The sequence below is a fragment of the Pseudoalteromonas sp. SCSIO 43095 genome, assembly GCF_023650455.1.
Taxonomy (GTDB): domain Bacteria; phylum Pseudomonadota; class Gammaproteobacteria; order Enterobacterales; family Alteromonadaceae; genus Pseudoalteromonas; species Pseudoalteromonas tetraodonis.
Map to the genome: position 1 here is coordinate 1,019,553 of NZ_CP087995.1, position 24,744 is coordinate 1,044,296.

Annotated in this window: 18 protein-coding genes; 13 read left to right on the forward strand and 5 right to left on the reverse strand. The window is 40.4% G+C overall.

Annotated features, from left to right (window positions below; all coding sequences use genetic code 11):
- Window positions 1–54 precede the first annotated feature (54 nt).
- Together bepA and LOC50_RS04960 are read right to left on the reverse strand one after the other, a co-directional pair.
- On the reverse strand, window positions 55–1,512 hold the full coding sequence (bepA, locus tag LOC50_RS04955) for a beta-barrel assembly-enhancing protease (RefSeq protein WP_069439657.1): 1,458 nt from the start codon (window positions 1,510–1,512) through the stop codon (window positions 55–57).
- 12 nt (window positions 1,513–1,524) lie between these two features.
- A complete protein-coding gene (locus LOC50_RS04960; protein WP_069439656.1) occupies window positions 1,525–2,169 on the reverse strand; it encodes a hypothetical protein in 645 nt (214 codons plus the stop codon).
- Between the two features lie 143 nt (window positions 2,170–2,312).
- Here LOC50_RS04960 and LOC50_RS04965 point away from each other — a divergent pair, with 143 nt between their 5' ends.
- From LOC50_RS04965 to LOC50_RS05015, 11 genes are all read left to right on the forward strand, one after another.
- A complete protein-coding gene (locus LOC50_RS04965; RefSeq protein WP_036982228.1) occupies window positions 2,313–2,531 on the forward strand; it encodes a hypothetical protein in 219 nt (72 codons plus the stop codon).
- Window positions 2,524–3,588, forward strand: a complete 1,065-nt coding sequence (locus LOC50_RS04970) for an AI-2E family transporter (protein WP_250653717.1) — start codon at window positions 2,524–2,526, stop codon at window positions 3,586–3,588. The genes LOC50_RS04965 and LOC50_RS04970 overlap by 8 nt, the downstream gene beginning before the upstream one ends.
- A gap of 107 nt (window positions 3,589–3,695) precedes the next feature.
- The gene (locus LOC50_RS04975; protein ID WP_250653718.1) at window positions 3,696–5,951 is read left to right on the forward strand and encodes an aminotransferase class V-fold PLP-dependent enzyme; all 2,256 of its coding nucleotides are present in this window, start codon (window positions 3,696–3,698) and stop codon (window positions 5,949–5,951) included.
- A gap of 319 nt (window positions 5,952–6,270) precedes the next feature.
- Window positions 6,271–7,917: a glucose-6-phosphate isomerase gene (gene pgi / locus LOC50_RS04980; protein ID WP_250653719.1), complete on the forward strand. Its 1,647-nt coding sequence runs from the start codon at window positions 6,271–6,273 to the stop codon at window positions 7,915–7,917.
- 235 nt (window positions 7,918–8,152) lie between these two features.
- Window positions 8,153–9,625, forward strand: coding sequence for a glucose-6-phosphate dehydrogenase (zwf, locus tag LOC50_RS04985; protein WP_013465247.1), 1,473 nt, complete (start codon window positions 8,153–8,155; stop codon window positions 9,623–9,625).
- Window positions 9,626–9,628: 3 nt separating this feature from the next.
- Window positions 9,629–10,339 carry a 6-phosphogluconolactonase gene (gene pgl / locus LOC50_RS04990; protein WP_013465246.1) on the forward strand — a complete coding sequence of 237 codons (711 nt, stop codon included), beginning with the start codon at window positions 9,629–9,631 and terminating at the stop codon, window positions 10,337–10,339.
- 675 nt (window positions 10,340–11,014) lie between these two features.
- Window positions 11,015–11,719 (forward strand): SapC family protein, encoded by a 705-nt coding sequence (locus LOC50_RS04995; RefSeq protein WP_013465241.1) that lies wholly within the window; start codon window positions 11,015–11,017, stop codon window positions 11,717–11,719.
- A gap of 124 nt (window positions 11,720–11,843) precedes the next feature.
- Complete coding sequence (locus tag LOC50_RS05000; RefSeq protein ID WP_250653720.1) at window positions 11,844–12,878, forward strand: isoaspartyl peptidase/L-asparaginase family protein; 1,035 nt, start codon at window positions 11,844–11,846, stop codon at window positions 12,876–12,878.
- Between the two features lie 128 nt (window positions 12,879–13,006).
- Window positions 13,007–16,894 (forward strand): ATP-dependent RNA helicase HrpA, encoded by a 3,888-nt coding sequence (gene hrpA, locus LOC50_RS05005; RefSeq protein WP_250653721.1) that lies wholly within the window; start codon window positions 13,007–13,009, stop codon window positions 16,892–16,894.
- 226 nt (window positions 16,895–17,120) lie between these two features.
- Window positions 17,121–17,501, forward strand: coding sequence for a response regulator (locus tag LOC50_RS05010; RefSeq protein WP_138627520.1), 381 nt, complete (start codon window positions 17,121–17,123; stop codon window positions 17,499–17,501).
- Between the two features lie 8 nt (window positions 17,502–17,509).
- Window positions 17,510–17,806, forward strand: a complete 297-nt coding sequence (locus LOC50_RS05015; protein WP_214552626.1) for a PilZ domain-containing protein — start codon at window positions 17,510–17,512, stop codon at window positions 17,804–17,806.
- A 9-nt stretch (window positions 17,807–17,815) separates the two neighbouring features.
- Here the strand turns inward: LOC50_RS05015 and LOC50_RS05020 are convergent, their stop codons facing one another.
- Window positions 17,816–19,006 carry a class I SAM-dependent methyltransferase gene (locus LOC50_RS05020; RefSeq protein ID WP_013465236.1) on the reverse strand — a complete coding sequence of 397 codons (1,191 nt, stop codon included), beginning with the start codon at window positions 19,004–19,006 and terminating at the stop codon, window positions 17,816–17,818.
- A 139-nt stretch (window positions 19,007–19,145) separates the two neighbouring features.
- Here LOC50_RS05020 and LOC50_RS05025 point away from each other — a divergent pair, with 139 nt between their 5' ends.
- Window positions 19,146–19,802, forward strand: a complete 657-nt coding sequence (locus LOC50_RS05025; protein WP_250653722.1) for an HD domain-containing protein — start codon at window positions 19,146–19,148, stop codon at window positions 19,800–19,802.
- 4 nt (window positions 19,803–19,806) lie between these two features.
- Window positions 19,807–20,235, forward strand: coding sequence for a VOC family protein (locus LOC50_RS05030; protein ID WP_250653723.1), 429 nt, complete (start codon window positions 19,807–19,809; stop codon window positions 20,233–20,235).
- Window position 20,236: 1 nt separating this feature from the next.
- Here the strand turns inward: LOC50_RS05030 and LOC50_RS05035 are convergent, their stop codons facing one another.
- Entirely contained in the window at window positions 20,237–21,232 is a 996-nt protein-coding gene (locus LOC50_RS05035) for a response regulator (RefSeq protein WP_250653724.1), read from the reverse strand.
- Window positions 21,233–21,249: 17 nt separating this feature from the next.
- Window positions 21,250–24,561, reverse strand: coding sequence for a PAS domain S-box protein (locus LOC50_RS05040; RefSeq protein ID WP_250653725.1), 3,312 nt, complete (start codon window positions 24,559–24,561; stop codon window positions 21,250–21,252).
- Window positions 24,562–24,744: the final 183 nt, after the last annotated feature.

Below are 24,744 nucleotides of genomic sequence, written 5' to 3' on the forward strand. Positions count from 1 at the left end.
AATAATACATCCAAAGTATAAATTGTGGCTATTTTAGGTGAACTCACTAAAGACTTAAAGCCTCGCAAGCTCTTTTTGCAATAACCGATACTGTGTGAGTAACGCTTTTAAGCGCTGTTGCTTAACATCTTCACTTGGCTCTACAAAATTAAGCGCTTTTTGTATTTCGTCGGCCGCTTTTAAATACGCGCCATACTGAGATAATACATCGGCATTGGCTTCATGGTAGGCCGCCAATTTTTCTTGTTTTTTGTAGGCGTCAGTTAAAAGCTGTTTGCCTAAATTGTGATCGGGTTTTTCCAGTAAAAACGACTTTAATATATTTTCAGCTAACTCATATTGCTCAGCCTCTAATGCCGCGTTGGCGTAATTTAAGGTGATCACTTGGTTATTTGGCCGATAATTATTTAGCTCGCTTAAGTAACTAACAGCTTCTGCGGCTTTTTTTTGTGCAATGAGTAAATCTGTTTTGGTATCAATATAAAATAAGTTTTTAGGATCGTCTGCCAGTAACTCATCAAGAATAGGTTGTGCTTCATCCGTCTTTTTTTGATCAAGCAAACTAATAGCTAAACCGTATTGTAATGCTACGTTGTTATAGGTGTTTTCGCGCATTAACTTTCTAAATAAGGCTTCTGCGTTTTCGGGTTTGTTATCGTAACGCGCCAGGACTCGGCTTTTTGCTAAGTCAAAATCAAGGCTCGAGCTTACCTGGCGTTTAGGGTATTGCTCGGCACGAAGGCGAACATCTGACACACGACTTTCAGGAAGAGGGTGAGTGAGTAAAAACGCCGGTGGTTTATATTTATAACGAATTTGTGCGGCAAGTTTAGTTAAAAATTCACTTGATGCTCTGGCATCAAACCCTGCGTTGTTGAGGGTTTGCATGCCCATTCTGTCTGCTTCTTGTTCGGCAGAACGGCTATGTGTCAGCTGACTGAAAGCTGATTGTGTTTGGCTGGCTGAAATAATAGCCATACCGGCATCAGGGGCTACAACCGCGGCTAAAATACCAGCAATCATGCCTGCAATGGTAAGCCCGCTATTATCTTGTTGCTGCTGAATGCGCCTTGCTAAGTGGCGCTGGGTGACGTGTGCTATTTCGTGGCCAAGAACCGATGCAAATTGACTCTCGTTATCGGCTTGGGCTATTAATCCGGTGTGTACACCAACATGGCCGCCATAAAATGCAAATGCATTGATTTCGGGATTATTTAACCAAAAGAATGAAAACCCAAAACGCACATCATTGGCGTTAGCAACTAACTTTCTACCTAAGGTTGTTAGGTATTCATCAAGCACCGGATCGTTAATCAAAGGCGATGAGCCTCTGATCTGCATCATCATCACTTCACCAATCGCTTTTTCTTTTTCAATTGGTAGTGCTTGTAAGGCTGAAGTGCCTAAGTCGGGCAGTTGAAGATTGGTTTGTGCCTTTAACGGCTCACTTATCAGTAGGCTAAACGTAAGCGCTGCACTGCATAAAGTGATAAAGGCTGATTTTAGCTGCATTATATTCCTTGTTTATTTTTTATCAGGGGCACTTGAAGGATCATGTCTATATAAACGGCTGTCCTTTTCACATAGTTGATAAAACGCCTTTATTGTGACCCCATCAACCTTAACAATGTTCAATTGAGTTTGTAAAAAAGCAATAATTTTATGAACCACTTTGTGAGAATGTAATATAAGCGCTTTATCTGCTTCATCGCCTTGGTCTAAGTAAAAGCCAATAAATTTATGTAATTGATTAATGCGAATAACGGTTTTCATGGTCAATGGATCCCATAACCTAAACTCCATTGTCTCATCATGTCGTGCGTATCTATCGATGGCGGTATCATTAGAAAAAGGGAGGGCTTGTAATTCAAAACCACGCTCGGTAAACACTTGATGCAGTGAAATTCGTGGTTTGTTATTGCTTTCTTTTTCATAAAGTTCGTTGGGGTCTATTCCCAGCGCTTCTAAATTCCAATTGCGTTTGTCGATAATACGCTTGATGGCATTATCAAATCCGTGATCTAAAATACTTTCACATTCACTTACCGACGAAGCCACTAAATGATAAAAATGCGGCAGCTCCCCCCAATTAATTTGCTTTTTAAACCAATTAATTTCTTTGAGAGTTGGATTGCTAGGCAATTGCGCTTTATTATGCGAATTAGGCATTAACGTATCCTGATAGCTAACGATGCTATAAGGATAAACCATTGCAGAGGTTGTTTTAAGGAAAAGTTAAATTTAACTGCGGTTAATCTCAATTGACCCTGTTATAGGACTTATTATTAATGTGAATAGGTAGCGAAACGAGTATGCTAGAGCTAAATTTACGCACTTATAAATGCCCACAGCAATTTATTCAGTTTAAATTAGGGCTGCGTGATGCAATATCGTTAAAACAAGCAATTACCTTTAATATCTCACAAGAACAAAACACTGATGATATTGAACGATATTTGCAAAAAAAAGCGTATTATTACAAGTTAAATAAACAACAGGGGTTGTTATTAGTGGAGCCGTTTTGTGTTTGAATATGTAAAAGCATGGTATGAAAAAAAGTTTTCTGATCCCGATTCAGTCACTTTACTTTTTTTATTGTTGGTACTGGTTGCCATGTTGTATTTTTTTGGCCCATTAATTGTGCCTGTGTTAGTGGCACTGATCATAGCTTATTTATTAGATTGGCCTGTGGTTCACTTAGAGCGGTTTGGCCTTAAGCGCTTTACTGCCACCAGCATAGTAATGCTGATATTTATTGGCATTATGCTCACTTTAATATTGGTTATAGGCCCTGTGCTTTGGCAGCAAAGCAGTAACTTAGTCCAAGAAACACCGCATATGGTCGAACAAGGTAAATCGTTTTTACTCGAACTGCCTGATAAATACCCCAGCCTTATTAGCGCAGAACAAGTGCAGTCGATTGTAGTAACTGTTGAAACCAAAGTACTCGACTTTGGCCAAGTGGTATTGTCTGCGTCGCTTAATTCATTAAAAGACGCTGTAGCATGGTTAATTTACCTTATTTTGGTACCGCTACTGGTGTTTTTTATGCTCAAAGATAAAGTAGAGCTCAGTGCCAGCATTGCTAAAATGATCCCACGCCAACGCCGCTTAATTCTACAAGTGTGGCATGAAATGAATCAGCAAATCATGAATTATATTCGTGGCAAAGTATTTGAAATTTTAATTGTTGGTTCTGTGTCGTTTATTGCTTTTACCATACTGGACTTACGCTACGCCGCGCTTTTAGGCGTTCTCGTAGGCTTTTCGGTGCTTATTCCGTTTGTGGGCGCAGCGTTAGTAACTATACCAGTGGCCGCAGTAGCGCTGTTTCAGTTTGGTTTAGAAACTCAATTTTGGACCGTTTTAATTATATACGGCATTATTCAAGCGCTCGATGGCAACGTATTGGTGCCTTTACTGTTCTCTGAAGCGGTTGATTTAAATCCGGTATTTATTATTGTTGCGGTGCTATTTTTTGGTGGGCTATGGGGTTTTTGGGGAGTGTTTTTTGCCATTCCATTAGCATCATTAGTCAAAGCACTTATTAATGCCTGGTCATCCAAACACGAAGAACTCGGTAACTAAAAGGTATAGTAAACGCACTTTAATTACTAAAGATTATTACTCATTCCTGTCAAAACTATGTACTATTGGGAATAAGATATATTTTTTAGTAATAAGGTGCGTTTTTAATGTCAGAGTTTTTATTGCCAGATGAACCCAAAGCTCAAGTTTATCTCGATGCAAATGCGACCACACCTGTATTGCCATGTATTGCAGAGGTGGTGTGCCATGCTATGCAAATTTGTTTTGGTAATCCCTCAAGTCCTCATATAACCGGCATTCAAGCCAAGCACTTATTAGAACAAACCAGGCAAAAAGCCCGTATCGTCATTGGCGCGCAACAGGGCGATATTTTATTCACCTCCGGTGCCACTGAGGGGATTCAAACCGCCATTGTATCGACGCTCATTAACGCAAAAAACCATACTAAACCAAATCCCGTTTTATTGTATGGGGCAACCGAACATAAAGCAGTGCCTAATACCCTAAAGCATTGGAATACAGTGCTGGAAATTAACGCTGATATTATTGCTATTCCGGTTAATCGTGATGGTATTTTAGATTTAGACTTTATTGCTCAGCATATTGATAACGCTTTGATGATTTGCACGATGGCCGTTAATAATGAAACCGGTGTTTACCAAGATCTAAGCGCCATAGAAAAGGTGATTCGTAGTCGTAATAGCCAAGTCACTTGGATGGTTGATTGCGTACAAGCGCTTGGCAAACAACAGCTCAACCTAAGTGAAACCACGATTGATTATGCGCCTTTTTCAGGGCATAAACTTTATGCACCTAAAGGCATAGGTTTATTGTATATTCGTCAAGGCAGCCCATACACGCCCTTTATAGCCGGTGGCGGACAAGAAAGTGGCATGCGCTCTGGTACAGAAAACCTGCCTGGTATAGCTGGGCTCAATAAGCTGTTTAGTTTGCTGCTAGATAAACAAGACGAGACATTTAAGTCAACAGATGTACTTAACTTGTATCGAGATAAACTGCATAGCGCCTTAGTTGATACTTTTGGAAGTATTACCTTTAATCATGACTTTGCCTGCTCAGTGCCCACAACGCTTAATTTTGCAGTTAACGATTTAACCAGTAAAGAAGTTATTGATTTATTTGACGCTGCAGGTATTAGGGTCAGCGGTGGTTCTGCATGCAGCACGGGAGCTACGCAGAGCTTTGTGCTTGATGCGATGGGAGCCTCACAGTGGCAAAGTGAAAACGCTATTCGTTTGTCGTTTGGCCCTGCTGCCACGATGGCGCAAATAGATGATGCATGTGAACAAATTAGAGCGCTTAAAACGGTATTACAAGCTAACTGTTTAGTGATTTCTGATAGCAGTTTTCCTGTGCAAGAAGTATGTGCTTTAGGGCTTACCCAATTTAGACACCAAGGTGCATGTAGTTGGTTGTATGTAACAGATGATCAACATGCATTTATTATCGATCCGATTATTGAATTGATCCCTCGCTTTGAAAAAATAGTAACTACACAAAATTTAACTATTACCGCTATTTTAAATACGCACGAGCATCAAGAACGTCACTGCGCACTTGATTTAATGCGCAGCGCACTTAACGAAAACCTAGTCGCTGGAGAGGTTGATAAATTAGGCTGGCCAACTAATAGCGACAAATTGCAATTAACCACTCACGTACTCGAAAAGTTAGCCACACCAGGGCATAGCCAAGATAGCGTGAGTTATTTATTAAAAGCGAATAATGGTGATGTTGAGTACTGTTTTTGCGGTGATTTAATTTTACCTGCAGGGCTTGGAAATACCGCCCTTGATGGCGGGGATGCAATGCAAATGGCGCATTCCTTGACGATGTTAGCAGCAGAGCTGAATCCGCTAAGTGTGGTGTGTTCAGGGCATGATTACCAACAGTGCTTTGCAATGAACTGGGCTGTTCAACAGCAGCAAACGCCATTATTACAAACCTTAATTAAAGGTGATATTAATGACGCTGAATTTGCCGCACAAAAACAGCAAGCAGATTTACAACAGCAAACACAAGCTAACACGCTCTGTGGTTATGTTAATGCTAAGCCTGCTGTAGAAACTTCGCAATTAAGTTTTAACCAAGCAAAAGAAATACTGGTAAAGGGCAATGCGTATTTAATTGATACCCGAGAACCTTATGAACATGGCGCTAATAATTTAAGCGTATTGCTAAACGTACCCATAGCTAAAACCTTAAATATTCCTTTAAGTCGAATGGCTCATGCACTTACGCAAGGTCAATTGGACAAAAACAACCAGTATATTTTGGTGTGTCGCAGTGGTAACCGTTCAAAAATTGCGGCAGCAAATTTGACTGAGCTTGGTTACAGCAGTGTTTATAACTTAGCAGGTGGTTTAGCGTTAACCGGTTAATTGTTTTTTTAGAGGAAAGGCCGACATTTGTCGGCTTTTTTTTTGCTCGCTTTAATTTGGATCAGTTAGAAATTAATAAAATCTTTATTAAAGAGAGGGGCTGATCAGTTGTTAAATTCAATTTTTAACTTTATGATACCGGTGTCAAAAGCAAAAAATTGCGCTATTATCTGCATCAAAGCTTATAAAAATAACGCAAATTAGACTTTTTAAGCTATAATATTGGGCTTTGCTTTTTACAAAATTTGGTTGTTTTGCGTCGTAAAAAATTAAATAAAGCGCTTTAAATCAATAAATTAATACATTAGGGGATGTTTACATGGCGAGCCGTTCTGAGTTAGTAAGTTGGCAAGCACTAGAAAATAGTGCACAAAAGATGACACAAACACATCTGAAAACTTTATTTGCACAAGACGATTCTCGTTTTTCTCAATTTTCTACTCACATTCCCGGTGTATTGTTTGATTATTCAAAACAACGTATTGATGAAACAGTTTTCGCTCAATTAATCTCATTAGCTAAAGAGTGTGATATTGAAGTGTGGCGTGAAAAAATGTTTGCCGGTGAAAAAATAAATATCACCGAAGACCGTGCTGTATTGCATACCGCACTTAGAAATCGCGCCCATACACCGCTTGTTGTTGACGGTGAAAATATTACTGAGGCGGTCGATAGCGAACTTGCTAAAATTAAAACCTTTGTTGAAAAAGTACGCAGTGGACAGTGGTTAGGTTACACCGGCAAAGCGGTGAAAGATGTAGTGAGTATTGGAGTAGGGGGTTCAAACCTAGGCCCTCAAATGGCAACTGAAGCACTTAAATCAGTGGTTGATAAGCCGTTAAACGTTCATTATGTTTCTAATGCTGATGGCGTACAAATCGCGTCGGTATTGAATAAAGTTGACCCTGAAACAACGTTATTTGTTATTTCGTCAAAAACGTTTACTACATCAGAAACCATGACCAACTCAAAAACAGCAGTTGATTGGTTTTTAAATAGCGCCAAAGATAAAAGCGCCATAGCAAAGCATTTTGTGGCAGTAAGCACTAATTTAGAAAAAACCGCGGCATTTGGTATTAGTGACGAAAACGTATTTACCATGTGGGATTGGGTTGGCGGTCGTTTTTCACTTTGGAGTGCGATTGGTTTACCTATTGCACTTTATGCCGGCTTTGAAGCATTTGAAGCTATTTTAGAAGGGGCGTTTGAAGTTGACGAGCACTTTAAGTCGGCGCCGCTTGAGCAGAATATTCCTTTAATTATGGCGCTGTTGAGTGTATGGAATACCAGCTTTTTAGGGTTTGATTCGCAAGCTATTTTACCTTACGACCAAGCATTGTATATGTTGCCTGCATATTTACAACAAGGTGAAATGGAAAGTAACGGTAAACACGTCACTTTTGACGGGCAAACCGTACCTTACACTACCGTGCCTATTATTTGGGGCATGACTGGAATAAATGGCCAGCATGCGTTTTATCAATGTTTGCACCAAGGCAATATAATTGTCCCTGCGGACTTTATTGGCTCTGTAAAACCACAAGTTAACGTTGATAAGCATCACAATATTTTATTATCGAACTTTTTTGCACAAACCGAAGCATTAATGAACGGGGTAGATGCGCAGCAGATAACCGCTGATTTAACAGCCAAAGGCAAAACGCCTGCGCAAATTGAAATGCTACTAAAGCATAAAATTCATCAAGGAAACCGCCCAACAACGTCTATATTATTAGACACGGTTGATGCAAAAGCGGTGGGTCGTTTAATTGCATTGTATGAACATAAGATTTTTTGCCAAGGTATTCTTTTACAAATATGTTCGTTTGATCAGTGGGGCGTTGAGCTTGGTAAAGGCTTAGCCTCTAAAATTGAAGCTGAATTAACCGACGATAACGTGGTTAATGAGCACGACAGCTCAACACAGGGCTTAATGGCGTACTACAAACAACACCGTACGCAGTAACACATTCACTTATTACACAATAAGTAACCAAATACCTTTGAACGGGTAGCGCTGGAGTCCTAGGGCCTGTATTTTTGTGAGAGGAATTACAGTGTCCCTAGACCCATATTTTATGGCGCATATAACGAACAACATTAGTAGGCTTTGTGCTAAGGCCTGCATTATCCAGATAATAAACCGCTATAACTGATTACCAATACGGTAGTGGCAGGTAGCATAAACGTAGAGAGTAACTATGCTTAATCCTTTTGATATTATAATTTTTGGGGGCGGTGGTGATCTTGCGTTACGCAAATTACTTCCTGCAATGTATCGAGCATATCAAGAAGGTAACTTACCGCAAGGCTCACGTATTTTGCCTACCGTGCGCGAACAAAGTAAATGTGATGAATACATTGATACCGCACACAAAGCATTACAAGAATTTTTAAGCGAAGGCGAGTATAACGCTAAGGATTGGAAATCGTTCTCAGCGTTTTTAGTGCCTGTAGTGAGTAATGTTACCGAAGCGGATGATAACTGGGATGTACTGAAAAAGATTCTTGATGAAGACGACAGCGATAAATCTCGTGTGTTTTACTTATCTCTTCCGCCAGCTGTGTATGGCACTTGTTGTGAAATTCTATCTACTAAAAAATTAATAACAGCCAATTCACGTGTTGTTGTAGAAAAACCAATCGGTTATTGTGGCGAGTCTGCAGAAGTTATTAATGCGAAAATTGCACAGTACTTCGACGAAGATCAAATCTTCCGTATTGACCACTACCTAGGTAAAGAAACCGTTCAAAACTTAATGGCATTGCGTTTTTCAAATTCATTATTTGAAAACATGTGGGATGCTAAATCGATTGATAATATCCAAATTAGCTTATCAGAAACGGTAGGGCTTGAGAGCCGCGCTGGTTTTTATGATAAAGCCGGTGCCTTGCGTGACATGGTGCAAAACCACTTGTTACAGCTACTTTGCTTAGTCGCAATGGAGTCACCGCATAAACTTAAAGCCAATAGTATTCGTAATGAAAAGTTAAAAGTATTAGAAGCATTACGCCCATTAGAGGGCAGCGATGTTGATGACAATATTATTCGTGGGCAATACGTACCGGGTGATTTAAACGGTAAAATAGTCCCAGGTTACTTAGAAGAGCTAAACGAAGGGGCAAGTAAAACTGAAACGTTCGTGGCTATTCGAGCGCACATTGATAATTGGCGTTGGGCAGGTGTGCCTTTTTACCTGCGTACCGGTAAACGTATGGCAAAGCGCTGCGCTGAAATTGTGGTTGAATATAAAAAAGTATCTCATAACGTGTATGAGGACAGCGTAGGTAATATCGAGCCAAACCGTTTGGTGATCCGTTTACAACCACAAGAAAGTATTCAATTAACGCTGATGTCGAAGCGTTTAGATAATTTAGACATGCAACTTGAGCCTGTAACGATGAACATTGAGCTGTCGCAAGCATATAGTAATGGCTTTCACTCAGATGCTTACAAACGTTTAATGCTTGATGCTGCAGCGAATAATCCATCATTATTTATTCACCGCGACGAAGTACGCCAAGCGTGGAAATGGATTGATCCAATAATTGAACGTTGGCAAGAAAAAGGTAAACCAGCACTATATAGAGCCGGTAGTTGGGGCCCTGAAGATGCAGATGAATTATTAGCAGAGAATAATCATGTTTGGTTTAACACTGGCGATAAGGCATAAGTGATGGCAACAATAGTAGAAAAGTTTTTTGACGATAAAGCTGCGCTGACTGATGAATTATCTCAGTCGTTAGAGCATGCTTTACGTGATGGTATTGAACGTGATGGCCGTGCAGTATTAATGGTTTCAGGCGGTTCTTCACCTGAGCCGGCTTATAAACATTTATCGACCCTTGATTTAAACTGGGCAAACATTGATGTTGCTATGGTTGATGAGCGCTGGGTTGAGGCAAGTCATGAAAAGAGTAATGAAGCATTCATCAAGCGTACTTTGTTACAAAACCATGGTGCAGCGGCTAATTTTATTAGCATGAAAAATACAGCAGCCACTGCAGAGCAAGGGGTTGATGCCTGTGAAGCGCAGTTTCAAGCATTAAAACGTCCTTTTGATGTGACTATTTTAGGCATGGGCCCAGATGGCCACACCGCGTCGTTATTCCCACATGCACAAGGCCTGAAAAACGGCCTAGATTCAAGCCAACTTGTGTGCGCTATCAACGCGATACAAAGTGACGTAACAGGCAGTATTACTGAGCGCATGAGCTTAACGTTAAATGCGATTGCACAATCTAAAGTGGTTAAATTGTTAATTAGTGGCGATGAAAAGCTGGCTGTTTATAAACAAGCTTTAGCGGGGGGCGATGTGAATGACATGCCGTTACGTGCGGTATTAAATCACCCTGAGATCAACATTGAAGTGTATTGGGCGCCCTAATTTTAATATAAATTAGATGTGCGCTTAACCTCTTTGTATTGATTGTTTAATGAAAGGTCAGTCGCTTTTGCTACTGACCTTTTTTATTGCTGATCTGTTTTAATCTTTGCTGAATTAAACAAAGCCGCGCAGAGATAAAGATGAAATGCTGAGTATTACCTCCACAATTAGCAGTATAAAATAGGCTTTTACACCGATTGTAAATCCTGAATAAATTTTACTTATAGCAAAAAATCAAATGGTTAAATTTATTAAACACTAACTCACAAGCATGTTTTACGGTTTGAAAATTCCTACTCACCACGTTGTTTTAAACAAAATCAATTTAAAAATGCTTCAAGTACATGCTGGAAATTGATCGACAATTAAATTAGCCGGTTTACATGAAACTAATGAAAGCAAACTTTTATGAAGAATAGACTCTTGGTAGTTTTTGTTTTCTATTTTAGGCTGTATTTCATTTTGAAAAAATGCGTGCAACAACCTCAAGTAAGGTTGTGGCATATCATAAGTAACGTTTTTATATATATTTGTCTAAATAATCAACGATAATTTTTTGTTAATTAATATCCTACAAACTGCCACAAAATTTTCACTTCCTTTTTGTTGCCAAAACCTTTAGCCTTAGGGCACTAACAGTAAAAAATCAAATTTATAAAATAACGGAGCAGTAACATGGCGGAGCAACAAGTACAGCCTTTACACAACGAAAAACATGCCAACACTAAAATTAAAAATGGCATCAATATCGAATTTATGAAAACTCAACACTTAGTGCCAGTTGTAGCACACGAGTTTGCGCGTATCGCCAATGAGTTTCCAATGTCTTTTGTTAAAAATAACGAAACAGGTACTTTTCAAGCCGTTGCTATGTTTGGCCTAGAGCCAGGTGAAAACTTATTTGTCGATGGTGACAAATGGACAGCTGCGTTTGCACCTATGGCAACGACACGTTACCCATTAGGTTTAGTAAAGCACCCTGAGCAAGATCAATTTGGTATTGTAATTGACGAAGCGAGCTCATTAGTTGGTGAGGAAGAGGGTAATGCATTATTCGAAAACGGTGAAGAAACTGATTACCTTAAGCGTCGTAAAGAAGCGTTAGTATCGTTCATTGAGTTTTCACAAGTCACTGATGCGTTCACTAAATTCCTTGCTGATAAAGAATTACTAGTAGCACAAACGCTAACGGTTGATATTAAAGGCGAGAAAAAAGACATCAACGGTATTTACCTTATCGATGAGAAAAAACTAAATGAGCTAAGCGATGCAGACTTTCTAGAGCTTCGTAAACGCGGTTATTTAGCACCTATCTATTCTTTCTTAACGTCTACTCACCAAGTAGCACGTTTAGCACGTTTAAAAGCGCAACAAGCGTAATTTTTAAACAGAATTTAAAAAGCGCCTCAGGGCGCTTTTTTTATGCCATTAAACTCAGTTCACTTGAAAAACCCCACGTAACCATTCACATTAGTTTTAATCTTAACTAACAAAAGAACGCACAATGAAAAAATCACTATTACTAGGACTGCTTTACGGTAGTTTAATGAGTGTGAGCTCATCTGCATTGAGTGCGAGTACGCCGTTTGCCATTGCGATTCATGGCGGGGCAGGCACAATCGAAAAAAGTAAATTTACACCTGCTCAAGAGCAAGCTTACCGCGATAAATTAGCTCAAGCTGTTGAGGCCGGGTATAAGGTACTTGAACAAGGCGGAGAAAGTCTTGATGCAGTCACAGCAGCCATTGAAGTGTTAGAGCAATCGCCTTATTTTAACGCCGGGCGTGGCGCGGTATACACCTATGATGGTAGCCATGAGTTAGATGCTTCTATTATGGATGGTCGTAACCGTCAAGCTGGAGCGGTTTCGGGCATTAAGCACATAGAAAGTCCAATTAAACTTGCCCGTTTAGTGATGGAAAAATCGGTGCATGTGATGTTAAGTGGCCAAGGTGCAGAAGAGTTTGCTAAAGAGCAAGGCGTTAGCTTAGTAGAGAATAATATATTTGATACAAAGCATCGCTATGAAGCTTTATTAAAAGCAAAGGAAAAACTAGAGGCGAGCAAAAACACCAATAAAGATTATCAAGCAGCGCACAAGGCGTTACCCGCTAATTATAAAATGGGGACTGTGGGGGCGGTGGCACTGGATAAACAAGGTAATTTAGCCGCGGGCACGTCAACTGGCGGAATGACCGCAAAACGTTTTGGCCGTATTGGAGATGCACCAGTTATTGGCGCGGGTACCTTTGCAGAAAACGCCTCGTGTGCGGTATCGGCAACTGGCCATGGCGAATATTTTATTCGTTATAATGTGGCAAGCGATATTTGCGCACGAGTAAAATATCAAGGTAAAACCATTGCTCAAGCTGGGGATGAAGTAATAAATGGGGTGCTTAAACCGATTGGCGGCACAGGCGGTGTTATTATTGTTGATACAAAAGGCAATATTAGCCTGCCGTTTAATACCACAGGCATGTACCGTGCGAGTAAATCGAATACGCAAGCGACTTATGTAGGTATTTTTAGCGACGAATAAGCGTTTTTCTTTAGTGGCTGGAGGTTTATATAATAATCTGCTGATTGTTATGTCCTTTACAGGATTAACCCCAGCCATTTAATTTGCTACAATCGAGGCTCTTTGACTAATTTTTATAAGGTATGCAGGTGGTAAACCTAGGTCAGTTGTTTGGCGAGCTAAAAACGTGCTTAAAAAAAGATCAATTCAGTTTTAAAAAGCGCCTTCATGGCGTAAAAAAAATTACCGACGAGGCAAAACTTACTAGTGCGCTTGAAAAAATTACGGCTGATATCAGTCGCAGTCAATCGCTTCGCGAGCAGCGATTAGCTGGGCTACCTAACGTTACTTATCCTGAGCAATTACCGGTCAGTCAAAAAAAAGACACCATCAAAGAGGCCATTGCTAATAATCAAGTGGTGATCATTGCTGGTGAAACCGGCTCAGGTAAAACCACACAAATTCCTAAAATGTGTTTAGAGTTAGGACGTGGGGTTGATGGGTATATAGGCCATACTCAACCTAGACGTTTAGCTGCACGTAGCGTTGCCAATCGTATAGCAGAAGAAATGCAATGCGAGCTTGGTCAGCAAGTGGGTTTTAAAATTCGTTTTAGCGATCAGGTTTCTAATAACAGTTATATAAAACTGATGACCGACGGTATTTTATTAGCTGAAATACAACAAGACCGTTTTTTGAATCAATACGACACCATTATTATTGATGAGGCGCATGAGCGCAGTTTAAACATTGATTTTATTTTAGGTTACCTTAAAAATTTACTTCCTAAACGTCCTGACTTAAAAGTTATTATTACCTCTGCGACCATTGATCCAGAACGTTTCTCTAAGCACTTTGATGATGCCCCAATTATTGAAGTATCAGGCCGGACATTCCCTGTGGATGTACGCTATAACCCCATCAGTGACATCCAAAAAGAAGACATGGAAGCCGAAGGCGACCAGTTACAGGGGATTTTTGATGCGGTCGATGAACTTTGCGCTGAAGGCCCCGGTGATATTCTGATCTTTTTAAACGGTGAGCGAGAAATACGCGATACCGCCGATGCGCTAAGTAAGCGTAATTTAAAACACACCGATATATTACCTTTGTATTCAAGGCTATCGAACGCTGAACAAAATCGTATTTTTGCGCCGCATTCGCGCCGCCACATTATTCTTTCAACCAACGTGGCTGAAACATCGCTAACGGTGCCAGGTATTCGTTATGTTATTGACCCGGGTACGGCGCGTATTAGTCGTTACAGTTACCGTACAAAGGTTCAACGTTTACCCATAGAGCCTATTTCGCAAGCTAGTGCCAATCAGCGAATGGGGCGTTGTGGACGTGTTGAAGCGGGTATTTGTATTCGCTTGTATTCAGAGGACGATTTTTTATCACGTCCTGAATTTACCGATCCTGAAATATTGCGTACTAACTTAGCGTCAGTTATTTTACAAATGCTGGCATTAGGGTTGGGTGATATGGCGCAATTTCCTTTTGTGCAAGCCCCAGATAGCCGCAACATTAACGATGGTTTAACACTGCTTGAAGAGTTAGAGGCGGTAAAAGAAGCTAAACGTCATCAAAAAACCAGTTTAACGCAATCTGGTCGAGAGCTGAGTCGTTTGCCAGTGGATCCGCGTTTAGCAAAAATGGTACTGACTGCGCATAAGCTGGGTGCATTGCGTGAGGTGATTATTATTGTTGCTGCGCTGTCAATTCAAGACCCACGAGAACGACCACAAGAAAAACGCCAGGCAGCGAATGAAAAACACGGTCGCTTTGACGATCCAGACTCTGACTTTATCGCCTTTTTAAACTTGTGGAATTACCTCGAGGAGCAGCAAAGTGAGCTGACCAATAGCCAGTTTAGAAAGCTATGTCAAAAAGACTTTTTAGCGTATATGCGTATTCGTGAATGGCAAGACATCGTTTATCAAATCAGCACTGTGTGCAATGAAATGAAAATGAAAGCCACTACGAATGTTGCAGACAGCGAGCTTATTCACAAAGCACTGTTAAGTGGCATGCTTAGTCATATTGGTTTTAAAGACGAAAAGCAGCTGTATAAAGGCGCACGTAATAGCCAATTTCATATTTTTCCAGGATCTGGCTTGTTTAAAAAGAGCCCCAAGTGGATGATGTCGGCTGAATTGGTAGAAACCAGTAAACTCTATGCCCGTATTAATGCCAAAATAGATGTGAACTGGGTAGAACCGTTTGCTCAACATTTGGTAAAACGAAGCTATACAGAGCCACACTGGGAGAAAAAGCCCGGTGCAGTCATTGCCTTTGAGCAACAAACACTTTACGGCCTGATTATCGTTAATAAACGCCGGTGTGTGTATAGCAAGATTGATCCTAAAGTAAGCCGCGAATTATTTATCCGCTCGGCGCTGGTTGAACAAGAGCTTGGATTAAATGAAGCATTTTTAGCGTATAACCGCGAATTAATTGAAGATATTCAAGTGCTCGAGAACAAGTCTCGTAGACGCGATATTTTAGTTGATGAGCAAACCTTGTTTGAGTTTTACGAGAAGAAAATACCCAGCGATATTAACAATCGTGCTGCGTTTATTAAGTGGTATAAAACACAAAAACAACAAGACAAACACTACCTGCACATGACGCGCGAAGAGCTCATGCAACATGGCGCCAGCAGCATTACCGAATTTGACTACCCAGATACATGGCAGCAAGATAATTTGATGCTGCCGCTTACCTATCACTTTGATCCAGGCCAAGCGGTTGATGGCGTTGCCGTACAAATACCCGTTGCACTGTTAAACCAAGTGCAAGAAAGTGGCTTTGATTGGCATATACCGGCATTTCGTCATGAGTTAATTTGTGGGTTAATTAAGTCATTACCAAAGTCATTACGTCGTAACTTTGTCCCTGCGCCCAATTATGCCGATGCGGTGTTAGCGGCTATAGAGCCATTACAAGGCTCGTTAATCGACTCGCTAAGCAATCGATTACTGCGTATGACCGGCGTCCGTGTAGACCCTGAAGCGTGGGATTTAACTGCGCTTGCTCCGCATTTAAGGCTACAATTTGAGGTGCGCGATGAACACGACAAGCTACTGGCACGTGGACTCGATTTAGCTAAACTTAAAGCGCAGCTACAAGGCAAGGTCACCGACACCTTATCTAAAGTCGCCGACAAAGGCATAGAAAAAACCGATTTAACACAGTGGGATTTTGGAGAGTTACCAACATCCTATGTGAAAAAGCAAGGTCAGTACGAAATTAAAGCGTACCCTGCGCTGGTGGATAAAAAATCAACGGCGGCAGTGGAGTTATTCGATAACGAAATTAAAGCGAAATTAGCGCACCAGCAAGGGTTGCGTCGTTTAGTGTTATTAAACGTGCCATCACCCATTAAATACCTGCAGCAAAATTTACCAAACAAGGCTAAGCTAGGGTTGTACTTTAATCCTTTTGGTAAAATTGCCGATTTAATAGATGACTGCATTGCATCGGGTGTTGATAGCCTATTAGTTAAATATGGTGATATTCGTACAAGTGATGCATTTGAAGCGGTTAAAGAGCATATTCGCGGCGAATTAGGCGACACCGTAGTAGCAATTGCAACCCAAGTAGAGCAAGTACTGAGTATTGCTCATGCGCTGCATAAAAAAATGAAAGGGCGTGTAGATTTAACCATGATCACTGCCCATGGCGATATTAAATCTCAGTTAGAATCGCTTATTTTTAAAGGTTTTGTGAGCCAGCATGGGGCGGATAAGCTTGGCGATTTAATTCGTTACTTAAAAGCGATTCAAAAACGACTAGAAAAGCTACCCGTTGACCCAAATCGTGATAGATTATGTGTGCTAGAGCTTGAAAAAGTAGCGCAAGAATATAAAAAACTGACGAATAAAACCCCTAAAGGAATGCCATTGCCTGATGATGTTGAGGCTATTTTTTGGATGCAGCAAGAATTACGCGTATCCTTATTTGCGCAAACCTTAGGTACGCCTTATCCAATTTCAGCAAAACGTGTGTTAAATGCGATTAAAGAAATTGAATAATCCCTTTATTCGCTATTAAGCTAGGGTCTGTTGACCCTTGTAGATTAAAATTTGTTCAAACCAGGGGCGGTTTAATCGCGGCGCGGGGTTTGTAACCTAGTGGGCTAAGTAAAAACCACACCACATAGGCTCTGCCTTGCCTAAATACCAAACAGGCTACTGCAAATTCAACCTTGAACGGTCAACAGACCCTAAGGGACTAACTTGAGAAGGAAATGACATTGCTATGTCCTCATTATTAAAACACCAAGCGCGACAATTGTTAGTGGTTGATGATGAGTATTTCAATTTTGAAATACTCAAATCAGGGTTAGCATCAACATTTGATTTAAGCTATGCTGATTCTGGTAAAAGTTGCTTAGCATCTGCCATTGCTAATCCGCCTGATATCATTTTGCTTGATGTATGTATGCCGGGGCTTGATGGTTATGATACCTGTCGCATACTTAAACATACGCCAGAGACAAAACACATTCCGGTGGTGATGATATCAGGACTTGAGTCAGAGCTTGAGCAACAAGCAGGCTTTGACTCAGGGTGTGATGCTTACGTTGTAAAACCTTTTTCCATCGCCGTACTACGAGAAAAAATTAATAATATTGTGTAGAGGGAATTATGTTTACTGAAGATAAGCGAAACTACAGACGTATGCAGGTTAACACACCCGCTAAGTTAACCTCGATTGAGCCCGTCGCAGGACTAAGTTACACAGGCACCTGCCTTGACTTAAGTGCAACAGGGCTCTCCTTGCAGCTCGATGATTTATTAGAGCTTGACTCAATTTTATCGGTTGATATTGCATCAACCCATCCAAGCATTGCACCGTTAAAAGCCACTGCAAAGGTGATACGTGCCAGCACAGAAGAGGATGGCACGATAACCGCAGGGCTAGAAATTATTGAGTTTAACTAAAATTAGTGTTTAGTAAACCTTACAAATAAGGCCTTTAAGATAAAAGCCTTCAGGGTAGCTGCCCGCAATAGGGTGGTCAGCTGCTTGATTTAAGCGCTCCATGATCAGCAAATCTTTACCTGCATCAAGTGCTGCATCTGCAACCACTTTTTGAAACAAATTTTGTTCCATTAAACCAGAGCATGAGAAAGTAAGCAGTGTGCCGCCTGGTTTTAATATTTGCATCGCAATCATATTAATATCTTTGTAACCCCGACACGCCCCAGTTAACTGCGCTTTATTATCAGCAAATTTAGGCGGATCCATCACAATCGTATCAAACATCACACCGTCTTCACGGTATTGGCGCAATAACTTAAATACATCTTGTTTTACAAAGTCGACTTTATTTAAATCAAGGTTGTTATGTTCAACATTGCGCTTTGCTGTATCAAGAGCTGGTTGTGAAACATCGACATTGGTTACATGCTTACAGCCACCACGCAGGGCATAAAGAGAAAACGTCCCCGTATAACTAAAGCAATTTAATACGGTTTTATCTTTTGAAAAACGCTCCAGCGCAGCGCGGCTGTCACGTTGATCTAAATAAAAGCCGGTTTTATGGCCTTCAAGAATATCAACTTCAATTTTTAAACCATTTTCTTCAATGATAACTGGTGCTGTGGGTTCATTACCCCAAAGCACTCCCTTAATTGGCTCCAAGCCTTCTTTAGTGCGCACATCTACATCTGAGCGCTCATAAATATTAGAGCCTGGGAAAATAGCCATTAATGCACCAACAATTTCACCTTTGTGGCGCTCAGCACCGGCACTGAGTAACTGACAAACCAAGGTGTTATCAAATTTATCTATGGTAACACCCGGTAAATAATCTGATTCAGCGGCGCAAAGCCTAAAGCCGGTCAGTCCACCTTCTTCAATCGCATGGCTACGAGCTTCTAAAGCACGACGAAGGCGACGCTCGAAAAAATGTTGATCTATGACTTCTTTTTCATCAAAGCTCCAAACACGCGCGCGAATTTGTGAATGCGGGCTGTAAGCCGCGGTGGCTAAAAACTTACCTTCACTGTCGTGTATGGTTACCGTGTCACCTAATCCAGGTTTACCTTTAATTTTTTTGATGGCTTTAGAAAATAACCAAGGGTGTTTTCTTTTTAATGATTTATCGCGACCAGCTTGCAGGTAAACGGCAGATGACATAGGGCTTCTCTGTAGTAATAAATAAGCGCTGTATTTTAGTCAAGCCACGCGCAACATACAATGAATGTTTTGCAAGGGCCTTATAAATCGCGTTAAAGTAGCGGATATTACCTCGTTTAAATAGATTTTTGGAAATTCGGTGGACAATTCAGCCCTTAGCCCTTCATTAAAGCAACTTGATCAGCAATGCAGAGAATTTATAACGTCGCTTATTCATGCTGATGTAGCCCATGATATTACCCATATTGAACGCGTTGTCCGTGTCGCAGTTAACTTATGCAATGCTGAAAAAGCCAATATGAATGTTGTGTTACCTGCTGCGTGGTTACATGATTGTGTGGCCGTGGCAAAAAATCACCCCGATAGGGCAAAAGCCTCCACAATGGCTGCCGATAAAGCGATTAGTTTTTTAGCGTCTATTGGCTATGATGAAGCGCTATTTGCTGATATTCACCATGCCATTGCAGCGCATAGTTTTAGCGCTAATATTGCTATTAAAACCGTTGAAGCACAGATTGTACAAGATGCTGACAGAATGGATGCCTTAGGGGCTATTGGTGTTAGTCGTTGTATGAAAGTGGGGGGCTCAATAAGCCGACTTTTGTACAATCCTAATGATCCATTTTGTTTAGAGCGTGAACCTGATGATAAACAATACACATTAGATCATTTTTTTATAAAGTTGCTGCATATTGCAAAAAGTATGAATACACCTTCAGCTAAAGCCGAAGCACTTAGAAGAACAGATTACATGTATGACTTTTTAGAGCAGCTAAAGTCTGAAATTGGGGGATAAGACAGTGAGGCCAAAATTGAGCGGTATTGATCATTGTCATTTAAATGTTGAAAGCCTCAGCCAAGCCATTGATTGGTATGAAAAGGTGCTTGGTTTTACCGTAGTAGAGGGGTTAGCATTTTGGAATGAAGAAGGCAAAGGCCCTTTAACGCTTGAAGATGAAAACGCATCGACTCGTTTAGCTTTATTTGAGGCGTCAGGGCCAAGTAAAGGAATCGCTTTTGCTGCAACCGGTGAGCAATTTATAGCGTGGTTAGCACATTTTGAGCAGCTTAAAATTAAAACGATACTGGCTGATCATGGCGTGACTTTTTCTATGTATTTTAAAGATAACAGTGGGAATAGCCATGAGATCACTTCCCATGACTACCGCATTATAAAACAGCATTTTCCGGCTGTAGCATTAGGCTCTCACAACGCCAAAAGAAGCTAAATTAAACGCGCTCTTGATGAGCCTTTTTTATTGCCAAAATAGCGTCTATTTTGCTAATAAAAAGCTTAACCAGCTGTGGGTCAAAATGTTTTCCTGCTTGTTGCTGCATATGCTCTACTGTTTGCTCAATGCTCCAAGGTTCTTTATAAGGACGTTTTGATGTGAGTGCATCAAATACATCAGCAATCGCCACAATCCGTCCCTCAATGGAGATTTCCTCGCCTTTCAATCCATTAGGATAACCTGTGCCATCCCATTTTTCATGATGTTCAATAGCCAACACATGGGCAAGTTGCAGTAAGGGGGAAGGTGAGTTAGCCAATATTTTAGCCCCTATAGCGGCATGCTCTTTCATGTGTGCAAATTCGTCGGGGGTTAATTTGCCAGGTTTTAGCAGTATAGAATCAGGAATACCTATTTTTCCTACGTCGTGCATTGGCGCAGCTTGGCGCAATAATTCTGCGTGTTGTTCATTCATTCCCAACGCTAAAGCAAGTACTTTGCTGTATTGGCTCATTCGTGCAATATGCTCACCCGTATCGGTATCTTTGTACTCTGCGGCACGACCCAATCGCTCAACTAAATCTACATGTGCTTGTTTTAGCTGCTCGGCTTGTACTAAAGAAAGATGAGTTTTTACCCTTGCCTTTACAATCGCAGGGCTAATAGGCTTAGTTATGTAGTCAACCGCACCTAGCGAAAACCCTTCCGATTCATCTTGTTCTTGCGTGAGTGCGGTGACAAAAATCACCGGAATATGCGCGGTTTTAGGATTAGCTTTTAAAATTTTACATACTTCAAAGCCATTCATATCAGGCATCATTACATCAAGTAAAATGAGTTTTGGCGGATCGTTTTCTATTAATTGCAGTGCTAGAGGTCCAGATTTAGCGAACGACAAACGGTAGTTACTCGCTAAAACCTCGCGCATTACTTTTAAATTTGCAGGTTCATCATCGACGATTAATATTCGTGCCTGACTTATCGATTGATCCATCGTCATCCTCAGAAGGGCTAATTATTGAGTGTTATTAATAATGCATTGAGCTGTGTTTGTGCATTATCAAATTCAAAGTCATTAAACTGTTCACAAATATTTAAAATAGCAGCTTTGTGCTGTTCTGGCGTTATTTTTTCGATATAACCTAGTAACGCATCATCCAATTCTGCTCGTTTAGCTTGGCTGAGTAAAAGCGTTAATTGGTGAATAAATTCAGCATCTGACACGGTTTCTTTTTGTAATTCATTCTCTTTAGGAGCAATTTCTAAGTGTGATAATTCAACTGCTAGCTGCTGCCACTCTTGCTGGCATTGTAATATGCACTGGGTATAACTGGCTATATCACGTTGCTTTTCAGCTTGAGCAACTAAGTAAGATAAATTATTGAGCGCTAAATTACCGGCAAGACCTTTTAAATTATGCAAAATATGAGCATGATGTTTATCGTTTAGCTTAGTGGCCGCCAAGGTTTGCATACTATTTTGATGCTGAGCTAAAAAGAGTACAACCTCTTTGAGATGTTTCTCTTTGCTGCCCCACATTTTTTCGCCTTTATTAAAATCTATACGAAGTTTTGAATCTATTGGATCGTTAGTTACTAACTGGCTGATAGTAAGCCCAAGCACCCGCGCTATTTCTTGGTTGAGTTGGTTTATGTCAACGGGTTTCGTTGTAAAACCATTCATACCCGCTTGTTTGGCTGTTAGCTTATCTTGCTGCAGCACACTGGCCGTTAAGGCAATTATTGGCGTGTGCTTTAGTTGTTTTTGCTGCTCTAAAGAGCGAATTGATGCTGTGGCACTGATCCCATCACATTTAGGCATATGAATATCCATTAAGATAATATCAAAGCGATGCTGATTAAACATGTCAATGGCCTCAAAACCATTATTTGCTTTACTTACCTGATGGCCTGCTTGGGAAAGCATAATTGTGAGTAGTTCGATATTTTGTTCAATATCATCCACCACTAAGATTTTTAATGGGGGTAAGCTAAATGCATTTTTACTAATGGCTTGCACCTGACTTTTTTCGCCTGGCTCAAGCCCAACAGTAAAGGAAAAGCAGCTACCTTGACCAAGGGTACTTTGTGCGTATATTTTGCCACCCATTAATTCAACCAGCTGCTTACTAATTGTTGTGCCAAGCCCTGTGCCACCAAATCGGCGTGTTGTGGTGGCATCTGCTTGCTCAAAGGGTTTAAAAATAGCCTCAAGGCGACCTTTTTCGATACCTATACCGCTGTCTTGTACTTCAAATAAAATGGGTTGATTGGGTTTATGAGTAACCGAAACAGTAACATGGCCTTGCTCAGTAAACTTTATCGCATTGCCGATTAAATTGGTTAGCACTTGGCGTAAACGCGTATCATCACCAAAATAAAATGGATTTACATTGTCAGCTATTTTTAAAATGAGCTGTAAGTCTTTGCGTTTTGCATCAAGCCAAAATGTCGACACAATATTATCAAGCAATTCTTGCAAGTTAAAATGTACTTTTTGAATTTCGAGTTTACCTTTCTCTAGCTTTGCTGAGTCAAGGATATCGTTGAGTAAATGCAATAAAGAACGCGCAGCGTTATTAACGGTAATAATTTGTTTTTGTTGTTCTTTATTAAGCGGACTATCCATTAAAATATCACTAAAGCCAATAATTGCATTCATAGGGGTACGTATCTCATGGCTCATATTTGCCATAAAAGACTGTTTAGCTTGCACGGCTGCTTCAGCCTCGTATTTAGCTTGCTTTAAGCTTTGCTCATATTCATAGCGCTTGGTTATATCAATTAAAACGCCATCAATCCAGCGTGTATCATCTTTAGAGTTAGTGATAATGCTTGCTTGATCGAGTACCCAAATAATATTGCCGTTGCGATGGCGAATGCGGTACTCAATTGAGTATTGACTGGTCGATGCAACTGCTTGATCAATCGCTAAAGAAATCGCTGCTTCATCTTCTTTAACAATAAGCTCGGCAAAGGTAATACGCTGCTCAGTAAATTCTTCAGCGCGATAACCCGTTAGTTCATAGACGCTAGGGCTGATAAACAACATACTCCAGTGTTCATCTAACAAGCAGCGAAATACCACACCGGGCATATTGTTCATCAAGGTACGGTATTGTCGCTCTTTTTCAATTAAGCTTTGTTGTAACGCTCTTTGTTCAGTTAAATCGGTAATAAAGCCCACAAACAATGTTTCAGTTTGTAATTGCTTTACTTCACCAATCCCCAAGCGAATTGGAAATTGATGACCATTTTTATGTTTTGCCCACACATCGCGATTAACACCAATAACACGTTTTACCTCATGGTTTGTTGTATTTTTTAAAAAAGCATCGTGTTGATTCGCAATATCATCAGCCATTAATATTTTTACATTCTGGCCAATGACCTCATTATCTTGCCAGCCAAAAATTGTTTCTGCGGCTTTATTAAAGCTCAAAATAGTGCCTTTAATATTGATAGTAACGATGCCGTCAATGGCAGTTGATAAAATAGCATCAAGGCGAGACTCTTCAGCTGATTTTTTCCCCAACAGCATTCTGTAACGGATCATGCCATTGATGATCACAACCACCGCTGTTAATAAAAGCGTGGCGAACGACACACTAATAGCAATAAAGGTTAGATGTGATTGGTTTGTTTGCTCGTTAATTATCGGGCTTGTTGCAATAAATCGCGTAGCGGCCATGCCCATAAAATGCATACCAGCCACGGCAAGGCCAAGAATAAGGGCACAAATAATACGATTATGCATAGGCGTTAATTTTTTAAAGTGTGCTGGTAAATGAAAACGTGCATAAAGACTTATAAAAGACAGCAGCACTGCAACAACAATTGAAGCGCCAAACCATATTAGATCATAACGAAGTAAAGGACTTAATTGCATCGCGGCCATACCGCTATAATGCATGGTGCCAACACCCGCGCCAAATAAAAGAGAGCTTAGAATTAAATTGATAATACGAGGGCGAGAGCTATATGTTTTCAAACAAGAAAAAGCAATGGTACATGCCAGTAAAGCCGGTATAAACGATACAAAAGTGAGTGTGGGGTCGTATTCAATTGTAGTGCACAAAGAAAATGCGAGCATTGCAATAAAGTGCATGCTCCAGATCCCGCCGGCAAGGACTAAGGCTGCGGTTATATTGGCTAACTTTCGATAAGATTTAAAATGTGTATTATTTGCTAAATCGAGAACGTGCAAAGAAAAATAAGCTGCAAAAATTGCGGTGAGTATAGATAGTGTCACTAAACTTGGGTCGTATACACCATTAATAATTAGGCTTGGATCTGGTTCGTTTATAAAAAAATTAGCTAACATCAATCATTCACATAATAACTCTTAAATTCAGTCTAATATAAAATACAATAATAATCACAAGGTATTGAGTTATAAATAACAAAAGTAACGTAAGTGTTTTAAGCTCTAAACCATACTATTTATTGAGTAGCACTAAATGCATTGTTATTAAAATGGCATTTAGTGGGGATTATTTATAGATTA